Origin of the sequence: Streptomyces sp. NBC_00775, assembly GCF_036347135.1 — a bacterium.
GTDB classification, from domain to species: Bacteria; Actinomycetota; Actinomycetes; order Streptomycetales; family Streptomycetaceae; genus Streptomyces; species Streptomyces lutosisoli.
This window is the reverse complement of the sequence record NZ_CP108938.1, coordinates 8,340,747-8,358,736: the sequence shown is the minus strand read 5'-3', so window position 1 is coordinate 8,358,736 and position 17,990 is coordinate 8,340,747. Positions and strand designations below refer to the sequence as shown.

The following is a 17,990-nucleotide window of genomic DNA, read 5'->3' as shown; positions in this document are numbered from 1 at the left end:
CGGGTCAGTTCGCGATGCCCACCACCAGCCAGATGAAGCCCACGCCCGCGACCGTGCACAGCAGGGTCGAGCGCGCCGGGTGCACGTGGTGTGCCTCGGGGAGGATCTCGGCGGCGGCGAGGTAGAGGAGTACACCGCCGAAGAGGCCGAGATAGCCGCCGAGCAGCTCCTCCGGGATGGTCACGAAGAGCGTGGAGGCGGCGCCGACCACCGGGGCCACCGCGTCCGCGAACAGCATGGTGATCGCCTTGCGGCGCTCGTTCCCGTACAGGCTCGTGATCGTGTACGTGTTGAAGCCGTCCGCGAAGTCGTGGGCGATCACCGCGAGGGCGACCGCCAGGCCCATGCCGCCGCCCACCTGGAAGGCGGCGCCGATCGCTACGCCGTCCATCGCGCTGTGGCCGACCATCGCGGAGGCCGCCGTCAGGCCCACCTCGGGCGCGCGTCCGCCGTTCTCCTCGCCTCCGTGCGCGGCCTGACGGTGGGCCAGCAGGCGCTCCACCAAGTGGGCCAGCAGGAACCCGGCGACGAACAGCAGCAGGGCGGCCGGTACGCCGAAGACCTCGTTGCCCGCGGCGTTCAGCGCCTCCGGCAGCAGGTCCAGGCCGACCACGCCGAGCATCAGGCCGCCGGCGAGGCCCAGCACCAGGTGGCGGCGGTCGGTCACGCGCTGTGCCGTCCAGCCGCCGGCCAGCGTCATCAGGAACGCGCCGAGCGCGACGAGGACCGCCATACGCCCTTGCTATCCGATCAAGGCCCGTTCGCGCATGTCCAACGGCCACATAGCCACTGATCTTTTCGCAGCACCCGAGTTTTTCGTAGGAGAGGACCGATTCCCATGGCCGATGCCCCCACCGGCAAGGTGACCATCGTCGGGGCAGGGCCCGGCGCCGCCGACCTGCTGACGTTCCGCGCCGCGCGTGCCATCGCCGAGGCCGACGTCGTGATCTGGGCGGCCAGCCTGGTGCAGGCCGAGGTCCTCGACCACGCGCGCGAGGACGCGGAGATCCTGGATTCCGCGACGATGTCCCTGGAGGACGTCGTCGCCGTGTACGAGCGGGCCGCGGCGGAAGGGCTGAAGGTGGCCCGGATCCACTCCGGCGATCCGGCCCTCTGGGGCGGTACGCAGGAGCAGCTCGACCGGTGTGCGGACATCGGCGTCGAGACCGAGATCATCCCCGGTGTCTCGTCCTTCTCCGCCGTGGCCGCGCTCGCGCAGCGCGAGCTGACGATTCCCGAGGTCGCGCAGTCCGTGATCCTCACCCGGCTCGGCGGCGGCAAGACGCCGATGCCGCCCGGGGAGGAGGTGCGGGAGTTCGCGCGGCACGGGACGACCATGGCGCTGTTCCTGTCCGCCGCGCGCAGCGGTCAGCTGGTACGGGAGCTCCTTGAGGGCGGTTATCCGACGTCCACTCCGGTCGTGGTCGCGTACCAGGCGACCTGGCCGGAGGAGCTGATCGTGAAGTGCACGATCGAGACGCTGGAGGAGACCGTCAAGGAGCACAAGCTCTGGAAGCACACCCTGTTCCTGGTCGGCCCGGCGCTCGACGCGAGCGGCACCCGCTCGCACCTCTACCACCCCGGTCACTTCCACGGCTTCCGCAAGGCCGACCCGCGGGCCCGCGCGGAGCTGCGTGCGGCGCGCAAGGGCAGTACGTCGTGATCGTCGTGGTCGGTACGGGGACGGGGGCGCCGTTGCCTCCGGACGCCGAGGCCCAGCTCGCCGACGCCGGGCTCGTCGTGGGCGCCCGGCGGCATCTGACGGCGGCGCGGCTGCCGGAGGGCGCCGAGCGCATCGTCCTGGGGCCGCTGGCACCCGCTCTGGAAGCGATCGAACTGTATCTGGAGAAGCGGGACGGCCGGGTCGTCGTCCTCGCCTCCGGCGACCCCGGTTTCTTCGGGATCGTCCGCGCGCTGGCCGAGCGGTTCGGGGCGGAGCGGCTGGACGTCCGCCCCGGTGTCTCGTCCGTCGCCACCGCCTTCGCGCGGCTCGGGCTGCCCTGGGACGACGCGGTGGTCGTGAGCGCGCACGGGCGCGACCTGCGCACCGCGCTGAACGTCTGCCGCTCGCACCCGAAGGTGGCCGTGCTCACCGGTCCCGGCTCCGGGCCCGCCGAGCTGGGCGCCGCCCTCGCGTACCGCTCCGGCGATCGCGTCCTCGTCGTGGCGAGCGCCCTCGGCGACCCCGGCCACGAGCGCGTGGAGCGGGTCACGCCCGCCGAGGCCGCGGCCCGTGACTGGGGTACGGCGGTGAGCGTCGTCCTGTGCCTGGACGAGTCACGTGCCCTCGCCCCCGTACGGACCGTCGCCGGACCGCCGTCCGGGCCTTCCCGATGGGCCCTGGACGAGAGCGAGTTCACCCACCGCGACTCGATGATCAGCAAGTTCGAGGTACGGGCGCTCGCGCTGGCCCGGCTGGGGCCGCGCCTCGGCGAGCTGATCTGGGACGTCGGCGCGGGCTCCGGGTCCGTCGCCGTCGAGTGCGCGCGGTTCGGCGCCGCCGTCACCGCGGTCGAGAAGACGCTCGACGGGGTCGAGCGGATCCGTGCCAACGCCGAGGCGCACGGCGTGGACGTACGAGTCGTGCATGGGGCCGCGCCCACGGTGCTGTCCGATCTGGACGATCCGGACGCGGTCTTCATCGGCGGCGGCGGGCGCGAACTGCCCGCCATCGTCACGGTCTGCGCGCGGCGGGCCCGGCGTGCCGTCGTGGTCGCCATGGCCGCGCTCGACCGGGTGCCCGCTGCCCGGGAGGCGCTCACCGGCGCCGGGTTCGACTGCGACGGCGTGCTGCTGCAGTCGTCCCGGCTCGCGCCGCTGCCGGGTGGCGTCAGCCGGCTGTCGGCCACCAATCCCGTTTTTCTGCTGTGGGGCGTCCGGCCTCCGGCCCGTACCGAAGGAGTCCCCCAGTGATCGGCCTGATTTCCGCCACGGCGGCGGGGGCGGTGGCCCGCGACCGGCTGGCCACGGCTTGGCCCACACGTGTCCGTGTGTACGACGGGCCCGTCGGGGACGCCGTACGGGCCGCGTTCGCGGAGTGCGACCAGCTGGTGTGCTTCCTTGCCACGGGGGCGGTCGTACGTCTCGTCGCACCCCTGCTGGGCGACAAGGCCTCCGACCCGGGCGTCGTGTGCGTCGACGAGGCGGGGCGGTTTGCCGTGTCCCTCGTCGGAGGGCATGGGGGCGGGGCGAATGAACTCGCCCGCGAGGTCGGCGAGTTGCTCGGCGCGGAGCCTGTGGTGACGACGGCGACGGACTCCGTCGGGGTGCCGGGGCTGGACACGCTCGGCTTCCCGGTGGAGGGTGATGTCGCCGGGGTGTCCAGGGCCATGCTGGACGGGGAACCCGTGGTGCTGGAGGCGGAGGTGAGCTGGCCTCTGCCCGCGCTGCCGGCGAACGTGGGGAACCCGGCGCTGGACGCTGTGCCCACCCGTCCCGCCCTGCGGGACGACTGCCCACAGCAGTACCGGCTGCGGATCAGCGACCGTGTGGTCGAGCGCGCCAACGCCGAAGTTGTCCTCCGGCCGCCGTCCCTCGTCGTCGGCGTCGGGGCCTCGAAGGGCGCCCCGGCCGACGAGGTCCTCGGGCTCGTCGAAGACGCTCTCCGCGACGCCGGGCTGTCCGTGAAGTCCGTCGCGGAGCTGGCGACCGTCGATGCCAAGGCCGACGAGCCCGGCATCGTCGAGGCCGCCGCGCGGCTCGGGGTGCCCGTAGTGACGTACACCGCCGAGGAGTTGGCGAAGGTGGAGGTGCCGAACCCCTCGGACGCGCCGCTCGCCGCCGTCGGCACCCCCTCCGTCGCGGAGGCCGCCGCGCTCGTCCGCGGGGGTGAACTCCTCGTCCCCAAGCGGAAGTCGGAGCGTGCGGACGGGCAGCCCGCGATGGCGACCTGTGCCGTCGTGCGTCGGGTGGCGCGCGGGCGGCTCGCGGTGGTCGGGCTCGGGCCCGGCGCCCGTGACCTGCTCACGCCGCGCGCGAAGGACGAGCTGCGGCGGGCGTCCGTGCTCGTCGGGCTCGACCAGTACGTCGACCAGATCCGCGATCTGCTGCGGCCCGGCACCCGGATCCTGGAGTCGGGGCTCGGTGCCGAGGAGGAGCGGGCGCGGACGGCGGTGGCGGAGGCCCGGCGCGGGCAGGCCGTCGCGCTGATCGGCAGCGGCGACGCGGGCGTGTACGCGATGGCGTCGCCCGCGCTGGCCGAGGCGTCCGACGACATCGACGTGGTCGGGGTGCCGGGCGTGACCGCCGCGCTCGCGGCCGGGGCGATCCTGGGCGCGCCGCTCGGCCACGACCATGTGTCGATCAGCCTCTCCGATCTCCACACTCCCTGGGAGGTCATCGAGCGCCGGGTACGGGCCGCGGCGGAGGCCGACATCGTGGTGACGTTCTACAACCCCCGCAGCCGGGGACGCGACTGGCAGCTTCCGAAGGCCCTCGCGATCCTCGCCGGGCACCGGGAGCCGACGACGCCGGTGGGTGTCGTACGCAACGCCTCCCGGCCGGACGAGTCGAGCCGGGTGACGACGCTGGGGTCCCTGGATCCGGCGATCGTCGACATGATGACGGTCGTGACCGTGGGCAACACGGCGACCCGTGAGATCGCCGGGCGCATGGTGACGCCGCGCGGCTACCGCTGGCAGGAGGAACCCAAGTGAGCCGAGTGAGCCAGGTGTTCCCGGAGAGCCGGGTCGTGCACCCCATCGAGCAGGAGTCCTTCCGGCGGCTGCGCGCCCGCCTGGACACCTCGCACTTCGCGCCGCTGACGCGCGCGGTGGTGGAGCGGGTCATCCACTCCGCCGCCGACCTCGACTACGCGAGCGACCTCGTCACGGACGAGGGCGCCCTGGAGAAGGCGCACGCCGCGCTGCACGCCGGGGCGCCGGTAGTGGTGGACGTGGAGATGGTCGCGGCGGGCATCACGCGTCGCGACACCGTCTGCCGGCTGAAGGGCGCCAAGTCCGGCCCCGGCCTTACCCGTTCGGCGCACGCGATCCGGCTCGCGTACGAGGAGGTCGGCCCGGGGGCCCTCTGGGTGATCGGCTGCGCGCCGACCGCCCTGGAGGAGCTGCTGACACTGGACGCCTCGCCCGCGCTCGTCATCGGTCTGCCCGTCGGTTTCGTCGGCGCGGCCGAGTCGAAGGCCGCGCTCCGCGAAAGCGGGCTGCCCGCGGTCAGCAACGTGTCCGAGAAGGGCGGTTCGGCGGTCGCCGCCGCCGCGCTCAACGCCCTTCTGTACCACCCCGTTTCACAGGCCGCCAAGGCTTCACCGTCCGTCAAGGAGAAATCGTGACCACCCCTGCCCCCGCCCTGCTCATCGCCGGACACGGCACCCGGGACGAGGCCGGAGCCGAGGCCTTCCGTGACTTCGTACGGGAGTTGGGGCGCCGTCACCCCGAACTGCCCGTCGCCGGCGGGTTCATCGAGCTGTCGCCGCCGCCGCTGGGTGACGCCGTGACCGAGCTGGTCGAGCAGGGGGTACGGCGTTTCGCCGCCGTGCCGCTGATGCTGGTGTCCGCCGGGCACGCCAAGGGCGACATCCCGGCGGCGCTGGCCCGTGAGAAGGAGCGGCACCCGGGGATCTCGTACACCTACGGGCGTCCGCTGGGCCCGCACCCGTCGCTGCTGGCCGTCCTGGAACGGCGGCTGGACGAGGCCCTCGGCGGTACGGTCCGTACGCCCGAGGACCGGGCCGATGTGACCGTGCTGCTCGTCGGCCGCGGCTCCACCGACCCGGACGCCAACGCCGAGGTGCACAAGGCGGCACGGCTGCTGTGGGAGGGCCGGGGGTACGCGGGTGTCGAGACGGCGTTCGTGTCGCTGGCGGCGCCGGACGTGCCGTCGGGCCTTGACCGCTGTGTGAAGCTGGGCGCCCGCCGGATCGTCGTCCTGCCGTACTTCCTCTTCACCGGGATCCTCCCCGACCGGGTACGGCAGCAGACCGAGGGCTGGGCGGCCGCGCACCCGGACGTCGAGGTGCGGTCGGCCGACGTGATCGGTCCGGAGCCGGAGCTGCTCGACCTCGTCATGGAGCGCTACCGGGAGGCCGTCAAGGGCGACGTCCGGATGAACTGCGACTCCTGCGTCTACCGGATCGCCCTGCCCGGCTTCGAGGACAAGGTGGGGCTCCCCCAGCAGCCGCACTTCCACCCGGACGACGACGGTCACCACCACCACGGACACCACGGTGGTCACACGCACTCGCACCCTCACTCGCATGCGAACTGAGGGGGAGGGCGAGGGCGTCGCGCACGATTTGCGTCACCACGGTGACGCCGAGGTGCGCGACGACGGTTCCGCGCTCACCGATCTCGCCGTGAACGTCCGTGCGGACACGCCTCCTCCGTGGTTGCGTGAGCGGATCGCCGCGTCGCTGACCGGGCTCGGGCTCGCGGCCTACCCGGACGGGCGTGCCGCACGGGCCGCGGTCGCCGCGCGACACGGGCTGCCGGTGGAGCGGGTGCTGCTCACGGCCGGCGCCGCCGAGGCCTTCGTGCTGCTGGCGCGCGCCCTGAAGGTGCGTCAGCCGGTCATCGTGCACCCGCAGTTCACGGAGCCGGAGGCGGCGCTGCGGGACGCCGGGCACACGGTCGACCGCGTGCTGCTGCGCGAGGAGGACGGTTTCCGGCTGAACCCCGCGGCCGTCCCCGAGGACGCGGATCTCGTCGTGATCGGCAATCCGACCAATCCGACGTCGGTGCTGCACCCGGCCGCGTCGATCGCCGAACTCGCCCGGCCCGGGCGGGTGCTGGTGGTCGACGAGGCGTTCATGGACGCGGTGCCGGGTGAGCGGGAGGCGCTCGCCGGCCGGACGGACGTGCCCGGCCTCGTCGTCCTGCGCAGCCTCACGAAGACGTGGGGGCTGGCGGGGCTCCGCATCGGCTACGTCCTCGCCGACCCCGAGACGATCACCGAGCTGGAGCGCGCGCAGCCGCTGTGGCCCGTCTCCACGCCCGCCCTCGCCGCCGCCGAGGCCTGTATGTCCTCCCAGGCGCTGGCGGAGGCCGCGCATGCCGCGCACCGGATCGCCGCCGATCGGGCGCATCTCGTGGCCGGGCTGAAGGAGTTCGAGGAGGACGGGCTGCGGGTCGTGGAACCCGCGGAGGGTCCCTTCGTCCTGATCCGCCTCCCTCACGCCGCTGCCGTACGGCGCCACCTCCGGGGCCTCGGCTTCGCCGTCCGGCGCGGGGACACGTTTCCCGGGCTCGACGAGGAGTGGCTGCGGGTGGCGGTACGGAACCGCTCGACCGTCAACCGGTTCCTCCAGGCACTGGACCGCGCGGTAACGGTGACAGCGGGCTGAGGCACCCCTGGGTAGTTCGCCGGCTGCGGGCCGGTGGGGGTTGCTCGCGCAGTTCCCCGCGCCCCTAAAAGGGGCGCGGGGAACTGCGCAATCCTTTGGACCAGCCCCCACCCACTCGCAGACGACACACAACCGCGCTCCGGCGGTCAGGGCCGGCGGCGGCGCGTCAGGGCGAGCGCTCCGCCTCCCGCCGCCAGCAGGGCAACCGCCCCACCCGCGACGTACGGCGTCACGGAACTCCCCCCGGTCTCCGCGAGACCGGCCTCCCCCGCAGCCCCCTGGGGCTTCACATCGGACACCGGATCGGCGGGCTTGCCCGACTCGACGGCCGGCGCAGCCGGAGACTCACACGTCGCCCCGGCCAGTGTCACCGTCCCCTCGACCTCAGCCACATTCAGCTTCAACGGGTTGACGGACACCTTGAGTTCGAGCGCGGACGCGGCCGCCGTACGGGAGGTGGTCTCGGTCTTCGAGAGATCGAGCCGCACCTCACCGACCCCCGGCACCGTCACCACGGTCGGCCCGCCCACCGACAGCGTCACCTTCTTGCCGAGGACAGTGACCGAGCCGAGAAGGTTCGAGCCGGCGACGGGCTTCTTCCCCGCCTCGCACGTCGCCTTCGACGTCACCTGCTCGACCTCGATGAGCGACAGCAGCGGCAGCCCGGGAATATGGACCGCCGCGTGCGCGAGACGCGTGTACCCCTCGGCCTTCCCGGCGGACACCGTGGCCTTCGCGGTGGCGACGTCCGCGCGCAGCACACTGAACGGACGCCCACCGTCGACGCCGTCCAACTGGGCGGTGAGCGCGGTCTTCCGGGCGCTCCGCGGCGCCCGCACCTCGTTGAGGGAGACCGCGAGCGGCACGTTCACCGTCTTGTTGAGCAGGGACACATCGAGCCCGGTGCGGAGCACGACGGCGCCGGCACGACCATGGTCGGTGGTCGCGTGAGCGGAGCCCGCGCCAGCCAGCGCCACGGGACCGGCGGCGAGGACGGTCGCCGCCGCGGTGGCGGTCAAACGGCGTGCGGGCATGCGGAAATTGTTGCTGTTCAAGGGTGGGACCCCCGTAAGAGACAAGCTTGGGACCCGGCAAGAATTACGCACTGAGAGTGAACAGTCAGCAACCTGACGCGACTTCACTCCAACGTGGGGTTTCCGTGAATGAATTCGAATATCGCGGCACGGATGTTCGCTGCCGTCACCTGTTCAACTGCCCTGACGCGAATGCGCCGGTGACATTCCAGCGCACGGGCGAGGATTCCGGACAACGTGCTGAAAGGTGTTCAACGAGCTGAGCCCGCGGCGCGTCACGTTCCGTCAAGCCGAGCACCGTCCCCGCCGCCCGACAGGCGTCCGTGCGGCAGCGCTCCTATGCTGGTGTTACAGGGCCTCGCGGCCCATGTCTTTCAGCACTCATGTGCTTGGAGTAGGCCCATGCCGCACTCGTCGACACGATTGCGCAGGGGGGCCGTCAGCGCCATGGCGATGGGGACGCTCATAGCGCCGCTCGCGGGTGGAACCGCCTTCGCGGCACCCGCGCCGACGCACACCACGGCGACCGCCGTCACCTCCACCGAACCGCCCTCACCGTCCCCGTCCGACTCGCCCGCGACCGGCGTCCGTACGCTCACCCCCGCCGTGGAACGGCAACTCGACGCCACCGTGCAGCAGGTCATGCGGGAGGCGAACATCCCCGGGGTGACGTTCGGGGTGTGGACACCCGACCAGGGGACTTACGTCCGGTCGCTCGGGGTCGCCGACAAGGCCACCGGCGAGCCGATGGCGCGGGACATGTACATCCGGATCGGCAGCGAGACCAAGACCTTCACCGTGACGGCGTTGCTGAAGCTGGTCGACGAGGGAAAGATCGGCCTGGACGATCCGATCAGCAAGTACATCGACGGTGTGCCCAACGGAGACAAGATCACACTGCGCAACCTCGCCGGAATGCGCAGCGGACTCTTCAACTACTCCGAGGATCCCGGCTTCTTCAAGGCGCTGACGACCGATCCTCGGGCGCCGTTCACCCCGCAGCAGCTGCTCGACTACTCGTTCAAGCATCCCGTGCTGTTCCAGCCGGGCGAGAAGTTCTACTACTGCAACACCAACCTCATCCTGCTCGGCCTGGTCGTCGAGAAGATCAGCGGTCAGCCGCTTCAGGACTACATCAAGAAGAACGTCCTCACTCCGGCCGGACTGAATCACACGGTCTTCCCGACCGACGCGGCGTTCCCGGCCCCGCACCCGCAGGGGTACACGGACCAGACCGCCAGCGGGCAGGTCGAGACCGCGACCGACTGGAACCCCTCCTGGGGCTGGGCGGCCGGCGCGATCATCTCCACTCTGGATGATCTGCGCGTCTGGGCGCCCACGGTGGCCACGGGCGTGTTTCCCGACGGCACCACCATGATCAGCCCCGCCACCCAGAAGCAGCGGCTCACGACGCCCCCGACCGGAATCAAGGGCGCCGGGTACGGCCTCGGCATCTTCAACGTCCAGGGCTGGATCGGGCACAACGGCTCGCTGCCGGGCTACGAGACCCTGACCATCTATCTTCCGTCGGCGCGGGCGACCCTCGTCGTGGTGCTGAACACCGACATCAACTATCAGAAGATCATCGAGCCCAGCACCCTCGTCGGCCAGGCGATCACGAAGATCATCAGCCCGCAGCACGTCTTCAACCTGCCCGCACAGCCCGCGGCCCAATGACCGTAGCGGACCGGGTGTTCCGGCCGTCGACGCGACGACCCGGAACCCCGGTCCCTGCCTGGTCCCTGCCTGGTCCCTGCCGCGTGCCTAGCCGATCACCCGTCCGTTCAGCACGACCCGCCGCGGAGCCGCCAGCACCCGTACGTCCGCGCGCGGATCGCCCTCGTACACCACGAGGTCCGCGGGTGCCCCCTCCTCCAGGCCGGGCCGTCCCAGCCACCGCCGTGCGCCCCAGGTGGTGGCCGACAGCGCCTCGACGGGCGGGATGCCGGCGGTGACGAGCTCGGCGACCTCGGCGCCGACCAGTCCGTGGGCCAGTGAGCCGCCGGCGTCCGTGCCGACGTAGACGGGGATTCCGGCGTCGTAGGCGGCGCGCACGGTGTCGTAGCGCCGCTCGTGCAGCCGTCGCATGTGCGCCGACCAGCGCGGGAACTTCGCCTCCCCGCCGTCCGCGAGCCCCGGGAAGGTCGCGATGTTGACGAGCGTGGGGACGATCGCGACCCCGCGCTCGGCGAACAGCGGGATGGTGTCCTCCGTGAGGCCCGTGGCGTGCTCGACGCAGTCGATGCCCGCCTCGACCAGGTCCCGGAGCGAGTCCTCCGCGAAACAGTGCGCGGTCACCCGCGCGCCCAGCCGGTGCGCCTCGGCGATCGCGGCCTCGACGGCGTCGCGGGGCCAGCAGGCGCCCAGGTCGCCGGTGCCGCGGTCGAGCCAGTCGCCCACCAGCTTGACCCAGCCGTCGCCGCGCCGGGCCTCGTCGGCGACGTACGCGACCAGGTCCTCCGGCTCGATCTCGTGCGCGTAATTGCGGATGTAGCGGCGGGTGCGGGCGATGTGGCGGCCCGCGCGGATGATCTTCGGGAGGTCGTCGCGGTCGTCGATCCAGCGGGTGTCGGAGGGCGAGCCCGCGTCCCGGATCAGCAGGGTGCCGGCCTCGCGGTCGGTGAGTGCCTGCTTCTCCGAGACGTCCTCCGCGACCGGGCCGTGGTGGTCGAGCCCGACATGGCAGTGCGCGTCGACGAGGCCGGGCAGCGCCCAGCCCTCGACGGTACGGACGTCACGGGCGCCGGCGGGCCGCTCGTACGCGATTCTCCCGCCGACGACCCACAGTTCGTCCCGGACGTCGTCGGGCCCGACGAGCACCCGTCCCTTCACGTGCAGCACCGCGCGATCGCTCATGCACCGCACCTTAATTCGTGCCGAACGGCGAGGCGCTACGGGCCCTTTTCGGCCTCTTCCTCCGTGTTCTCCATGTCCGCCATCGCCGGGTCGAGGAGCCGGGACAGGAAGTGGCGGGTGCGCTCGTGGCTCGGGTTGCCGATGACCTGTGCGGGCGTGCCGTCCTCGACGATCACGCCGCCGTCCATGAAGACGACCCGGTCGGCGACCTCGCGCGCGAAGGTCATCTCGTGGGTGACGACCATCATCGTCATGCCCTCGTCGGCGAGCCTGCGCATGACGGCGAGTACGTCGCCGACGAGCTCGGGGTCGAGCGCCGAGGTCGGCTCGTCGAAGAGCATGACCTCGGGGCCCATGGCGAGCGCGCGGGCGATCGCGACGCGCTGCTGCTGGCCGCCGGAGAGGGACGAGGGGTACGCGTCCGCCTTCTCGGACAGGCCCACGCGGCGGAGGTTCTCGGCGGCGGTCCGGGCGGCCTCGGCCTTGTCCCGCTTGAGCACCCGGCGCTGCGGCAGCGTGAGGTTCTCGGTCACCGACAGATGCGGGAAGAGGTTGAACTGCTGGAAGACCATGCCGATACGGCGGCGTACGGCGTCGATGTCGACGTCCGGGTGCGTGACCTCCGTACCGCCGACGAAGACCTGGCCCTTGCTGGGCTCCTCAAGGAGGTTCACGCAGCGCAGGAGGGTCGATTTGCCGGACCCCGAAGGGCCGATGACGCAGACGACCTCGCCCTGTCCGACCTCCAGGTCGATGCCGCGCAGGACCTCGTTGTCACCGAAGGACTTGTGCAGGTCCTTGACCTGGACCTCCGGCGTCTGGGACGTACTCACTTGGTGGCCTCCCCGGCCTTGGCCTCCAGGCGGCGTACGACGAATCCGAGGGGCACGGTGACCAGCAGATAGCACAGGCCCGCGACCAGGATCGGCGTGGAGTTGGCGGTCTGGCTGGCCAAGTCGCGTCCGAACTTGGTGAGTTCGCGCTCCTCCAGGGTGACGCCGAGGAACAGCACCAGCGAGGAGTCCTTGAAGAGGAGGACGAGTTCGTTGGTGAGCGGCGGGATCACGATGCGGAACGCCTGCGGGATGATGATCGAGACCATGGCCCGCGCATGCGAGAAGCCCAGCGAACGGGCCGCCTCCATCTGCCCCTTGGGCACCGCCTGGATGCCCGCGCGGATCGTCTCGGCCATGTACGCGGCCGAGACCAGTCCGAGCGCGAGCGCCACCTTGCCGTATGTGCCGCCCGGGATCTCCGTACCGGGGAAGGCGAGGGGCACGGCGACGCCCACGAAGACGAAGATCAGCAGGGCGGGCAGGCCGCGGAAGATCTCGATGTAGATGCCGGCGACCCAGCGGTACGGGCCCACCGGGGACAGCCGCATCAGGGCGATGACCATGCCGAGCACGAGACCGACGACGAAGCCGGACATCGTGTAGAGCACGGTGTTCTTCAGCGCCAGCGTGATGACGTCCGGGAACATCTGCTTGACCAGGTCCCACTGCGCGAACTGGTTCTTCAGACGCCCCCAGTCGGCCGTGACCGCGAAGGCGATCACGACGGCGACGAAGACGACGTACTGCGCGCCACGTGACAGGGCGCGCTTCTGACGCCGGGTCAATCCTGTTTTGCGGGGCTGGACTTGTGCGTCGGCACCGCTCATGAGGCGGACGGGGAGGCGGCGGCCGCGGACGCGTCGTACGGGCCGATCCACTGCTCGTAGAGCTTCTTGTAGGTGCCGTCGGCCTTCGCGTCCTTGATCGCCTTGTTGATGGCGGCGAGGAGCTTGGTGTTGCCCTTCTTCACCGTGAAGCCGTACTGCTCACCGGTGTTGAGGTTGTCCACCACCTTGAAGGCGTCGGCGTTCGCCTTGTCCTTGAGCCAGCCCTGGACGACCGGGTAGTCGATGATGACGGCCTGCACCTGGCCACTGCGCAGACCGCTGAGGACCGCGTCGGAGGACTCGAAGGAGACCGGGTCGAAGCCCTGCTTCTTCGCGTAGTCCTCGCCGGTCGTCTGCGCCTGGGCACCGAGCTTCTTGCCCTTCGCCTTCACATCGGCGAGGGAGGTGACGCCGCTCTTCTTGTCGACGAGGACGGCCTGGGTGGCGTCGAAGTACGGGTCGGAGAAGTCGACGTTCTTCTTGCGCTCGGGAGTGATCGTCATGCCGGCCGCGGCGAGGTCGCACTGCTCGGAGTTCAGGAACGCGCCCGTCTTGAAGTTCTCGAAGGGCGTGTCGACGATCTCCTGCTTCACGCCGAGGTTCTTGGCCACCAGGTCGATCATCGACACGTCGAAGCCCTGCACCTTGCCGTCGATCTCCGACTGGAAGGGCGGGTACGGGAGGTGGGTGCAGGTCGTGAGCTGTCCCGCCTTGACCACGGGGACCCCACTGGCGGTGGCGTTGCCCCCTCCGCTGTCCGAGGAGCAGCCGGCCACGAGCAGCAGCCCGGCCGTCGCGGTGGTGGCGGCCAGAATGCGGGTCCGGCGTCCCGGGACCGTGCGCTCGGGGTTCACTAGGGACCTCCTGTGAGGGAACTATGGGTTCCGATTATAAGGAAAGGTTTGACTTCCTCAAATCAATCCGATGGTCACTGGGCCGTCCGGGCTTAGATCCCTATCCATGAGGGGGCCCTGGGCATCGCCGGATACGCTCGGTTCCGCGCGCCCGCACGCCGGAGCGCGCCCGCGTACCTGGAACCCGTGAGCGAAGAGAGCACCGCCGTGACCCATCCCCTCCTGGACCTGACGCCGCTGAGCGCCGCGCACTTCGCGTCGATCGAGGACCGCGTGGCCCGGCTGCTCTCCACCGAGCAGGACGTCGTGATCATGCAAGGGGAGGCGCTGCTCCCCCTTGAGGGGGCGATTCGCGCGACGGCCGGGCCCGGCACGACCGCACTCAACGTCATCACCGGTCCGTACGGGCAGACCTTCGGGGACTGGCTGCGGGACTGCGGGGCGACCGTGATCGACCTGGCGGTGCCCTTCCACACCGCTGTCACCGCCGCGCAGATCCGCGAGGCCTTCACCGAGCACCCCTCGATCGACTTCGTGTCGCTCGTGCACGCGGAGGCGGCCACCGGGAACACCAATCCGGTCGCCGAGATCGGTGAGGTGGTACGGGAGCACGGCGCCCTCTTCTACCTGGACGCCGTCGCGTCGATCGGCGCCGAGCCGGTGCTGCCGGACGCGTGGGGTGTCGACCTGTGCGTGATCGGGGCGCAGAAGGCGATGGGCGGGCCCGCCGGGGTGTCGGCGGTGTCCGTGAGCGAGCGGGCGTGGGCGCGGATGTCCGCCAATCCCGCGGCGCCGCGGCGGTCGTACCTGTCGCTGCTGGACTGGAAGGAGCGGTGGGTCGACGGCGGCCGCAAGGCGTTGCTGCACGCTCCGGCGCAGTTGGAGATGCTGGCGCTGGAGGCGTGTGTCGAGCGCATCGAGGGGGAGGGGCTCGACGCGGTGATGGACCGTCACGCCGCCGCCGCGGCGGCCACGCGGGCCGGGGCCGTCGCGCTGGGCGGCGGGCTTGAGCCGTACGTGTACGCCGCGTCCGATGCGGCGCCTGTCGCTACGACGTTGCGGGTGCCGGTGGGGATTGACGCGGCTTCGGTGGTCGCGAAGGCGGTGGCTGCGGATCCGGGGCTTCCGTTGGTCGCGGGTGGGGGTGCGCTCGCGAACTCGATGATCCGGGTGAACCACTACGGGCCTGACGCTACGCGGGGTGTGGTGCACTCCAGCCTTGCCGGGCTGGGGGCGGCGTTGGGCGAGTTCGGGGTGTCGGTGGATCTGGAGGGGGCGCGGCGGGCCGTGGCGGGGGCGTGGGGCTGAGGCCCGAGCGTTCTTCGCCCCCGCCGCCCCTACCCGTCCCATCCCTGGGGGCTGCGCCCCCAGACCCCCGCTAAAAGATTGCGCAGTTCCCCGCGCCCCTAAAAGGGGCGCGGGGAACTGCGCGACAAGCCCCCACCGGCCCGCAGACGAACGAACCGGGGCGGGCGGGGCATCGCGGGGCGAAGCCCCGCGCCTTCAGGGGCGCGGGGAACTGCGCGAGCAACCCCCACCGGCCCGCAGACGAAACACAGCCGAACGGGGTCGAAGGGGCGGAGCCCCTGGAGGATGGGACGGGTAGGGGCGGCGGGGGTGAAAAAACTCCGGCGTGGATCCCGCAGGAAAAAGGGATCCCCCACCCGCCTATCCAGTAATTAGTTCAGCACAGCTTCCCATATTCTCCTGCCCGCTTTCCGGGTACCTAAACGCAAAGATTTCGCGAACGCCAACCAACGTAATTCGGGCAGATCTCGTGAGCATTACGTGACTGTGACGCACTCCACAGCACGTCCGCTTCCTCCCTTATTTCCCGGACAAAAGGGGAGTTAGCGCCGCCTATTCGTGCGTCCAGGCGCGGGCGCGCGATAACATATAGGCACGCCGCGCGTAACCCTGACCGGCGATGCAATTTGAACTTTCGGTCGGTAAATTCCATCCGCATGACCGCCGCACACGCAAACCTGCAAGCGGAATTCCTGGAAATGCCGGAGGGCCTTCGGATCGACCGTCCGGAGGTGGCCGACGGGGCCACGCTCTGGCGTATCGCCAAGGACTCCAGAACCCTCGACCTGAACTCCTCGTACAGCTATCTGCTCTGGTGCCGTGATTTCGCCGGCACGTCGGCGGTGGCGCGCGACGCCGAGGGCACGCCCGTCGGTTTCGTCACCGGGTACATCCGGCCCGAGCGCCCGCGCACGCTGGTCGTATGGCAGGTGGCCGTCGACGGCGCGTACCGCGGGCGTGGGCTCGCCGCGGCGCTGCTCGACGGGCTGACCGCACGGGTCGCCGAGGAGAGCGAGCACGCGCCGAACACCGTCGAGACCACGATCACGCCCGGCAACACCGCCTCCGAGCGCCTGTTCACGTCGTACGCGCGACGCCACGGCGCGAGCGTCGAGCGCGGAGTGCTGTTCGAGGCGGGGCAGTTCCCCGACGGACAGCACGATCCCGAAGTGCTGTACTGCATCGGCCCCCTCTCCCGGTGATCCCCCACGATCTCCGTCTCTCCCCCCACACACGCTTCGAGGAGCGATTCGCTGTGAGCATCACCCAGCCCGACCTGAGTGTCTTCGAGACCCTGGAATCGGAGGTGCGCAGCTACTGCCGTGGCTGGCCGACCGTCTTCGACCGGGCGCAGGGCAGCCGGATGTACGACGAGGACGGGCACGAGTACCTCGACTTCTTCGCCGGCGCGGGGTCGCTGAACTACGGGCACAACAACCCCGTACTCAAACGGGCCCTCATCGACTACTTGGAGCGCGACGGCGTCACCCATGGGCTCGACATGTCGACGACCGCCAAGCGCGCCTTCCTGGAGGCCTTCCAGAACCTCGTCCTGCGGCCGCGCGATCTGCCGTACAAAGTCATGTTCCCGGGGCCGACCGGCACCAACGCCGTGGAGTCCGCGCTGAAGTTGGCGCGGAAGGTGAAGGGGCGCGAGGCCATCGTGTCCTTCACCAACGCCTTCCACGGGATGTCGCTCGGGTCGCTCGCGGTGACCGGCAACGCCTTCAAGCGGGCCGGCGCCGGGATCCCGCTCGTGCACGGCACCCCGATGCCGTTCGACAACTACTTCGAGGGGCGGGTCCCGGACTTCCTCTGGTTCGAGCGGCTCCTGGAGGACCAGGGATCGGGGCTCAACCAGCCCGCCGCGGTCATCGTCGAGACCGTGCAGGGCGAGGGCGGCATCAACGTCGCGCGGCCCGAGTGGCTGCGCGCCCTCGCCGACCTGTGCGCGCGGCGCGACATGCTGCTGATCGTCGACGACATCCAGATGGGCTGCGGACGGACAGGGGCCTTCTTCTCCTTCGAGGAGGCGGGGATCGTGCCCGACATCGTGACCGTCTCCAAGTCCATCAGCGGGTACGGGCTTCCGATGTCCCTGTGCCTGTTCAAGCCCGAGCTGGACATCTGGGAGCCGGGCGAGCACAACGGCACGTTCCGCGGCAACAACCCGGCGTTCGTCACGGCCACCGCGGCCCTGGAGGCCTACTGGGCCGACGGCTCCGTCATGGAGAAGCAGACCCGTGCCCGCGGCGAGCAGATCGAGCAGGCGCTGATCTCCCTCACCGAGGAGAACCTCGCCGACGTCAAGGAGTACCGGGGGCGGGGACTCGTCTGGGGCATGGAGTTCACGGACAAGGAGCGCGCGGGGCGTATCGCGCAACGCGCCTTCGACCTCGGACTGCTCATCGAGACGTCCGGGCCGGAGAGCGAGGTCGTGAAGCTCCTCCCGGCGCTCACCATCACCCCGGACGAGCTCGACGAGGGGCTGCGCACCCTCGCCCGCGCCGTACGCGAGACCGCCTGACACACACCCGAGCCACGAGAGAGAGGCGTCGCACCACCGTGATAGTCCGTTCGTTCAAGGACATCGAAGGCACCGACCGGCATGTCCGGTCGGCCTCAGGCACCTGGGAGAGCAAGCGCATCGTCCTCGCCAAGGAGAAGGTCGGATTCTCCTTGCACGAGACGATCCTGTACGCGGGTACGGAGACGTCGATGTGGTACGCGAACCACATCGAGGCCGTCGTGTGCGTCGAGGGCGAGGCCGAGCTCACCGACGACGAGACCGGGCAGAAGTACACGATCACGCCCGGCACCATGTACCTCCTCGACGGGCACGAGAGGCACACCATGCGGATCAAGGAGGACTTCCGCTGCGTCTGCGTCTTCAATCCGCCCGTCACCGGCCGGGAGGACCACGACGAGAACGGCGTCTATCCCCTGCTCACCGAGCCCGAGGAGGTGTGACATCA

The 17,990-nt window shown here is 70.7% G+C and carries 17 protein-coding genes; 11 read left to right on the top strand and 6 right to left on the bottom strand.

Going from position 1 to position 17,990, the window contains the following annotated elements; all coding sequences use genetic code 11:
* Positions 1 to 4: 4 nt before the first annotated feature.
* Complete coding sequence (locus tag OIC96_RS37095; protein ID WP_330303636.1) at positions 5 to 733, bottom strand: ZIP family metal transporter; 729 nt, start codon at positions 731 to 733, stop codon at positions 5 to 7.
* Positions 734 to 838: 105 nt separating this feature from the next.
* Between OIC96_RS37095 and cobM the strand changes: the two genes are divergently transcribed.
* The 6 genes from cobM to cobC are packed head-to-tail and all read left to right on the top strand — an operon-like array spanning position 839 to position 7,300.
* Complete coding sequence (cobM, locus tag OIC96_RS37090; RefSeq protein WP_330303637.1) at positions 839 to 1,663, top strand: precorrin-4 C(11)-methyltransferase; 825 nt, start codon at positions 839 to 841, stop codon at positions 1,661 to 1,663.
* Positions 1,660 to 2,913: a precorrin-6y C5,15-methyltransferase (decarboxylating) subunit CbiE gene (gene cbiE / locus OIC96_RS37085; RefSeq protein ID WP_330303638.1), complete on the top strand. Its 1,254-nt coding sequence runs from the start codon at positions 1,660 to 1,662 to the stop codon at positions 2,911 to 2,913. Before cobM ends, cbiE begins: the two co-directional genes overlap by 4 nt.
* Positions 2,910 to 4,655, top strand: a complete 1,746-nt coding sequence (cobJ, locus tag OIC96_RS37080) for a precorrin-3B C(17)-methyltransferase (protein ID WP_330303639.1) — start codon at positions 2,910 to 2,912, stop codon at positions 4,653 to 4,655. Before cbiE ends, cobJ begins: the two co-directional genes overlap by 4 nt.
* A 5-nt stretch (positions 4,656 to 4,660) precedes the next feature.
* A complete protein-coding gene (locus tag OIC96_RS37075; RefSeq protein WP_330310048.1) occupies positions 4,661 to 5,290 on the top strand; it encodes a precorrin-8X methylmutase in 630 nt (209 codons plus the stop codon).
* Positions 5,287 to 6,225, top strand: a complete 939-nt coding sequence (locus OIC96_RS37070) for a sirohydrochlorin chelatase (protein ID WP_330303640.1) — start codon at positions 5,287 to 5,289, stop codon at positions 6,223 to 6,225. The genes OIC96_RS37075 and OIC96_RS37070 overlap by 4 nt, the downstream gene beginning before the upstream one ends.
* A complete protein-coding gene (cobC, locus tag OIC96_RS37065; RefSeq protein ID WP_330303641.1) occupies positions 6,215 to 7,300 on the top strand; it encodes an Rv2231c family pyridoxal phosphate-dependent protein CobC in 1,086 nt (361 codons plus the stop codon). The genes OIC96_RS37070 and cobC overlap by 11 nt, the downstream gene beginning before the upstream one ends.
* Positions 7,301 to 7,446: 146 nt before the next feature.
* On the opposite strand, the gene OIC96_RS37060 is transcribed toward cobC, so the two are convergent.
* Positions 7,447 to 8,355, bottom strand: coding sequence for an SCO1860 family LAETG-anchored protein (locus tag OIC96_RS37060; RefSeq protein WP_330303642.1), 909 nt, complete (start codon positions 8,353 to 8,355; stop codon positions 7,447 to 7,449).
* 381 nt (positions 8,356 to 8,736) lie between these two features.
* On the opposite strand from OIC96_RS37060, the gene OIC96_RS37055 reads away from it, so the two are divergent.
* Complete coding sequence (locus OIC96_RS37055; protein ID WP_330303643.1) at positions 8,737 to 10,011, top strand: serine hydrolase domain-containing protein; 1,275 nt, start codon at positions 8,737 to 8,739, stop codon at positions 10,009 to 10,011.
* Positions 10,012 to 10,098: 87 nt separating this feature from the next.
* Here OIC96_RS37055 and OIC96_RS37050 read toward each other — a convergent pair whose 3' ends face one another.
* From OIC96_RS37050 to OIC96_RS37035, 4 genes are read right to left on the bottom strand one after another with little or no spacing between them, the layout of a single operon-like run.
* Entirely contained in the window at positions 10,099 to 11,190 is a 1,092-nt protein-coding gene (locus tag OIC96_RS37050; protein WP_330303644.1) for an amidohydrolase family protein, read from the bottom strand.
* A 35-nt stretch (positions 11,191 to 11,225) separates the two neighbouring features.
* Positions 11,226 to 12,023: an amino acid ABC transporter ATP-binding protein gene (locus OIC96_RS37045; RefSeq protein WP_330303645.1), complete on the bottom strand. Its 798-nt coding sequence runs from the start codon at positions 12,021 to 12,023 to the stop codon at positions 11,226 to 11,228.
* Entirely contained in the window at positions 12,020 to 12,853 is an 834-nt protein-coding gene (locus OIC96_RS37040; protein WP_327427753.1) for an amino acid ABC transporter permease, read from the bottom strand. Before OIC96_RS37040 ends, OIC96_RS37045 begins: the two co-directional genes overlap by 4 nt.
* Positions 12,850 to 13,707: a transporter substrate-binding domain-containing protein gene (locus OIC96_RS37035; RefSeq protein WP_330303646.1), complete on the bottom strand. Its 858-nt coding sequence runs from the start codon at positions 13,705 to 13,707 to the stop codon at positions 12,850 to 12,852. Before OIC96_RS37035 ends, OIC96_RS37040 begins: the two co-directional genes overlap by 4 nt.
* A 186-nt stretch (positions 13,708 to 13,893) precedes the next feature.
* On the opposite strand from OIC96_RS37035, the gene OIC96_RS37030 reads away from it, so the two are divergent.
* The 4 genes from OIC96_RS37030 to OIC96_RS37015 all read left to right on the top strand — a co-directional run bounded on the left by OIC96_RS37030 (position 13,894) and on the right by OIC96_RS37015 (position 17,985).
* Positions 13,894 to 15,015, top strand: coding sequence for a pyridoxal-phosphate-dependent aminotransferase family protein (locus tag OIC96_RS37030; protein WP_330303647.1), 1,122 nt, complete (start codon positions 13,894 to 13,896; stop codon positions 15,013 to 15,015).
* Between the two features lie 656 nt (positions 15,016 to 15,671).
* Positions 15,672 to 16,217, top strand: coding sequence for a diaminobutyrate acetyltransferase (gene ectA / locus OIC96_RS37025; RefSeq protein WP_330303648.1), 546 nt, complete (start codon positions 15,672 to 15,674; stop codon positions 16,215 to 16,217).
* Between the two features lie 53 nt (positions 16,218 to 16,270).
* Entirely contained in the window at positions 16,271 to 17,542 is a 1,272-nt protein-coding gene (gene ectB / locus OIC96_RS37020) for a diaminobutyrate--2-oxoglutarate transaminase (protein WP_330303649.1), read from the top strand.
* A 38-nt stretch (positions 17,543 to 17,580) separates the two neighbouring features.
* The gene (locus tag OIC96_RS37015; RefSeq protein WP_330303650.1) at positions 17,581 to 17,985 is read left to right on the top strand and encodes an ectoine synthase; all 405 of its coding nucleotides are present in this window, start codon (positions 17,581 to 17,583) and stop codon (positions 17,983 to 17,985) included.
* The last annotated feature ends 5 nt before the right edge of the window (positions 17,986 to 17,990 follow it).

Coding starts and splice junctions, on each gene's coding strand:
- cobM (WP_330303637.1), top strand. CDS start 839: ATGGCCGATGCCCCCACCGGCAAGGTGACCATCGTCGGGGCAGGGCCC.
- OIC96_RS37050 (WP_330303644.1), bottom strand. CDS start 11,190: ATGAGCGATCGCGCGGTGCTGCACGTGAAGGGACGGGTGCTCGTCGGG.
- OIC96_RS37095 (WP_330303636.1), bottom strand. CDS start 733: ATGGCGGTCCTCGTCGCGCTCGGCGCGTTCCTGATGACGCTGGCCGGC.
- OIC96_RS37040 (WP_327427753.1), bottom strand. CDS start 12,853: ATGAGCGGTGCCGACGCACAAGTCCAGCCCCGCAAAACAGGATTGACC.
- ectA (WP_330303648.1), top strand. CDS start 15,672: ATGACCGCCGCACACGCAAACCTGCAAGCGGAATTCCTGGAAATGCCG.
- OIC96_RS37055 (WP_330303643.1), top strand. CDS start 8,737: ATGCCGCACTCGTCGACACGATTGCGCAGGGGGGCCGTCAGCGCCATG.
- cobC (WP_330303641.1), top strand. CDS start 6,215: ATGCGAACTGAGGGGGAGGGCGAGGGCGTCGCGCACGATTTGCGTCAC.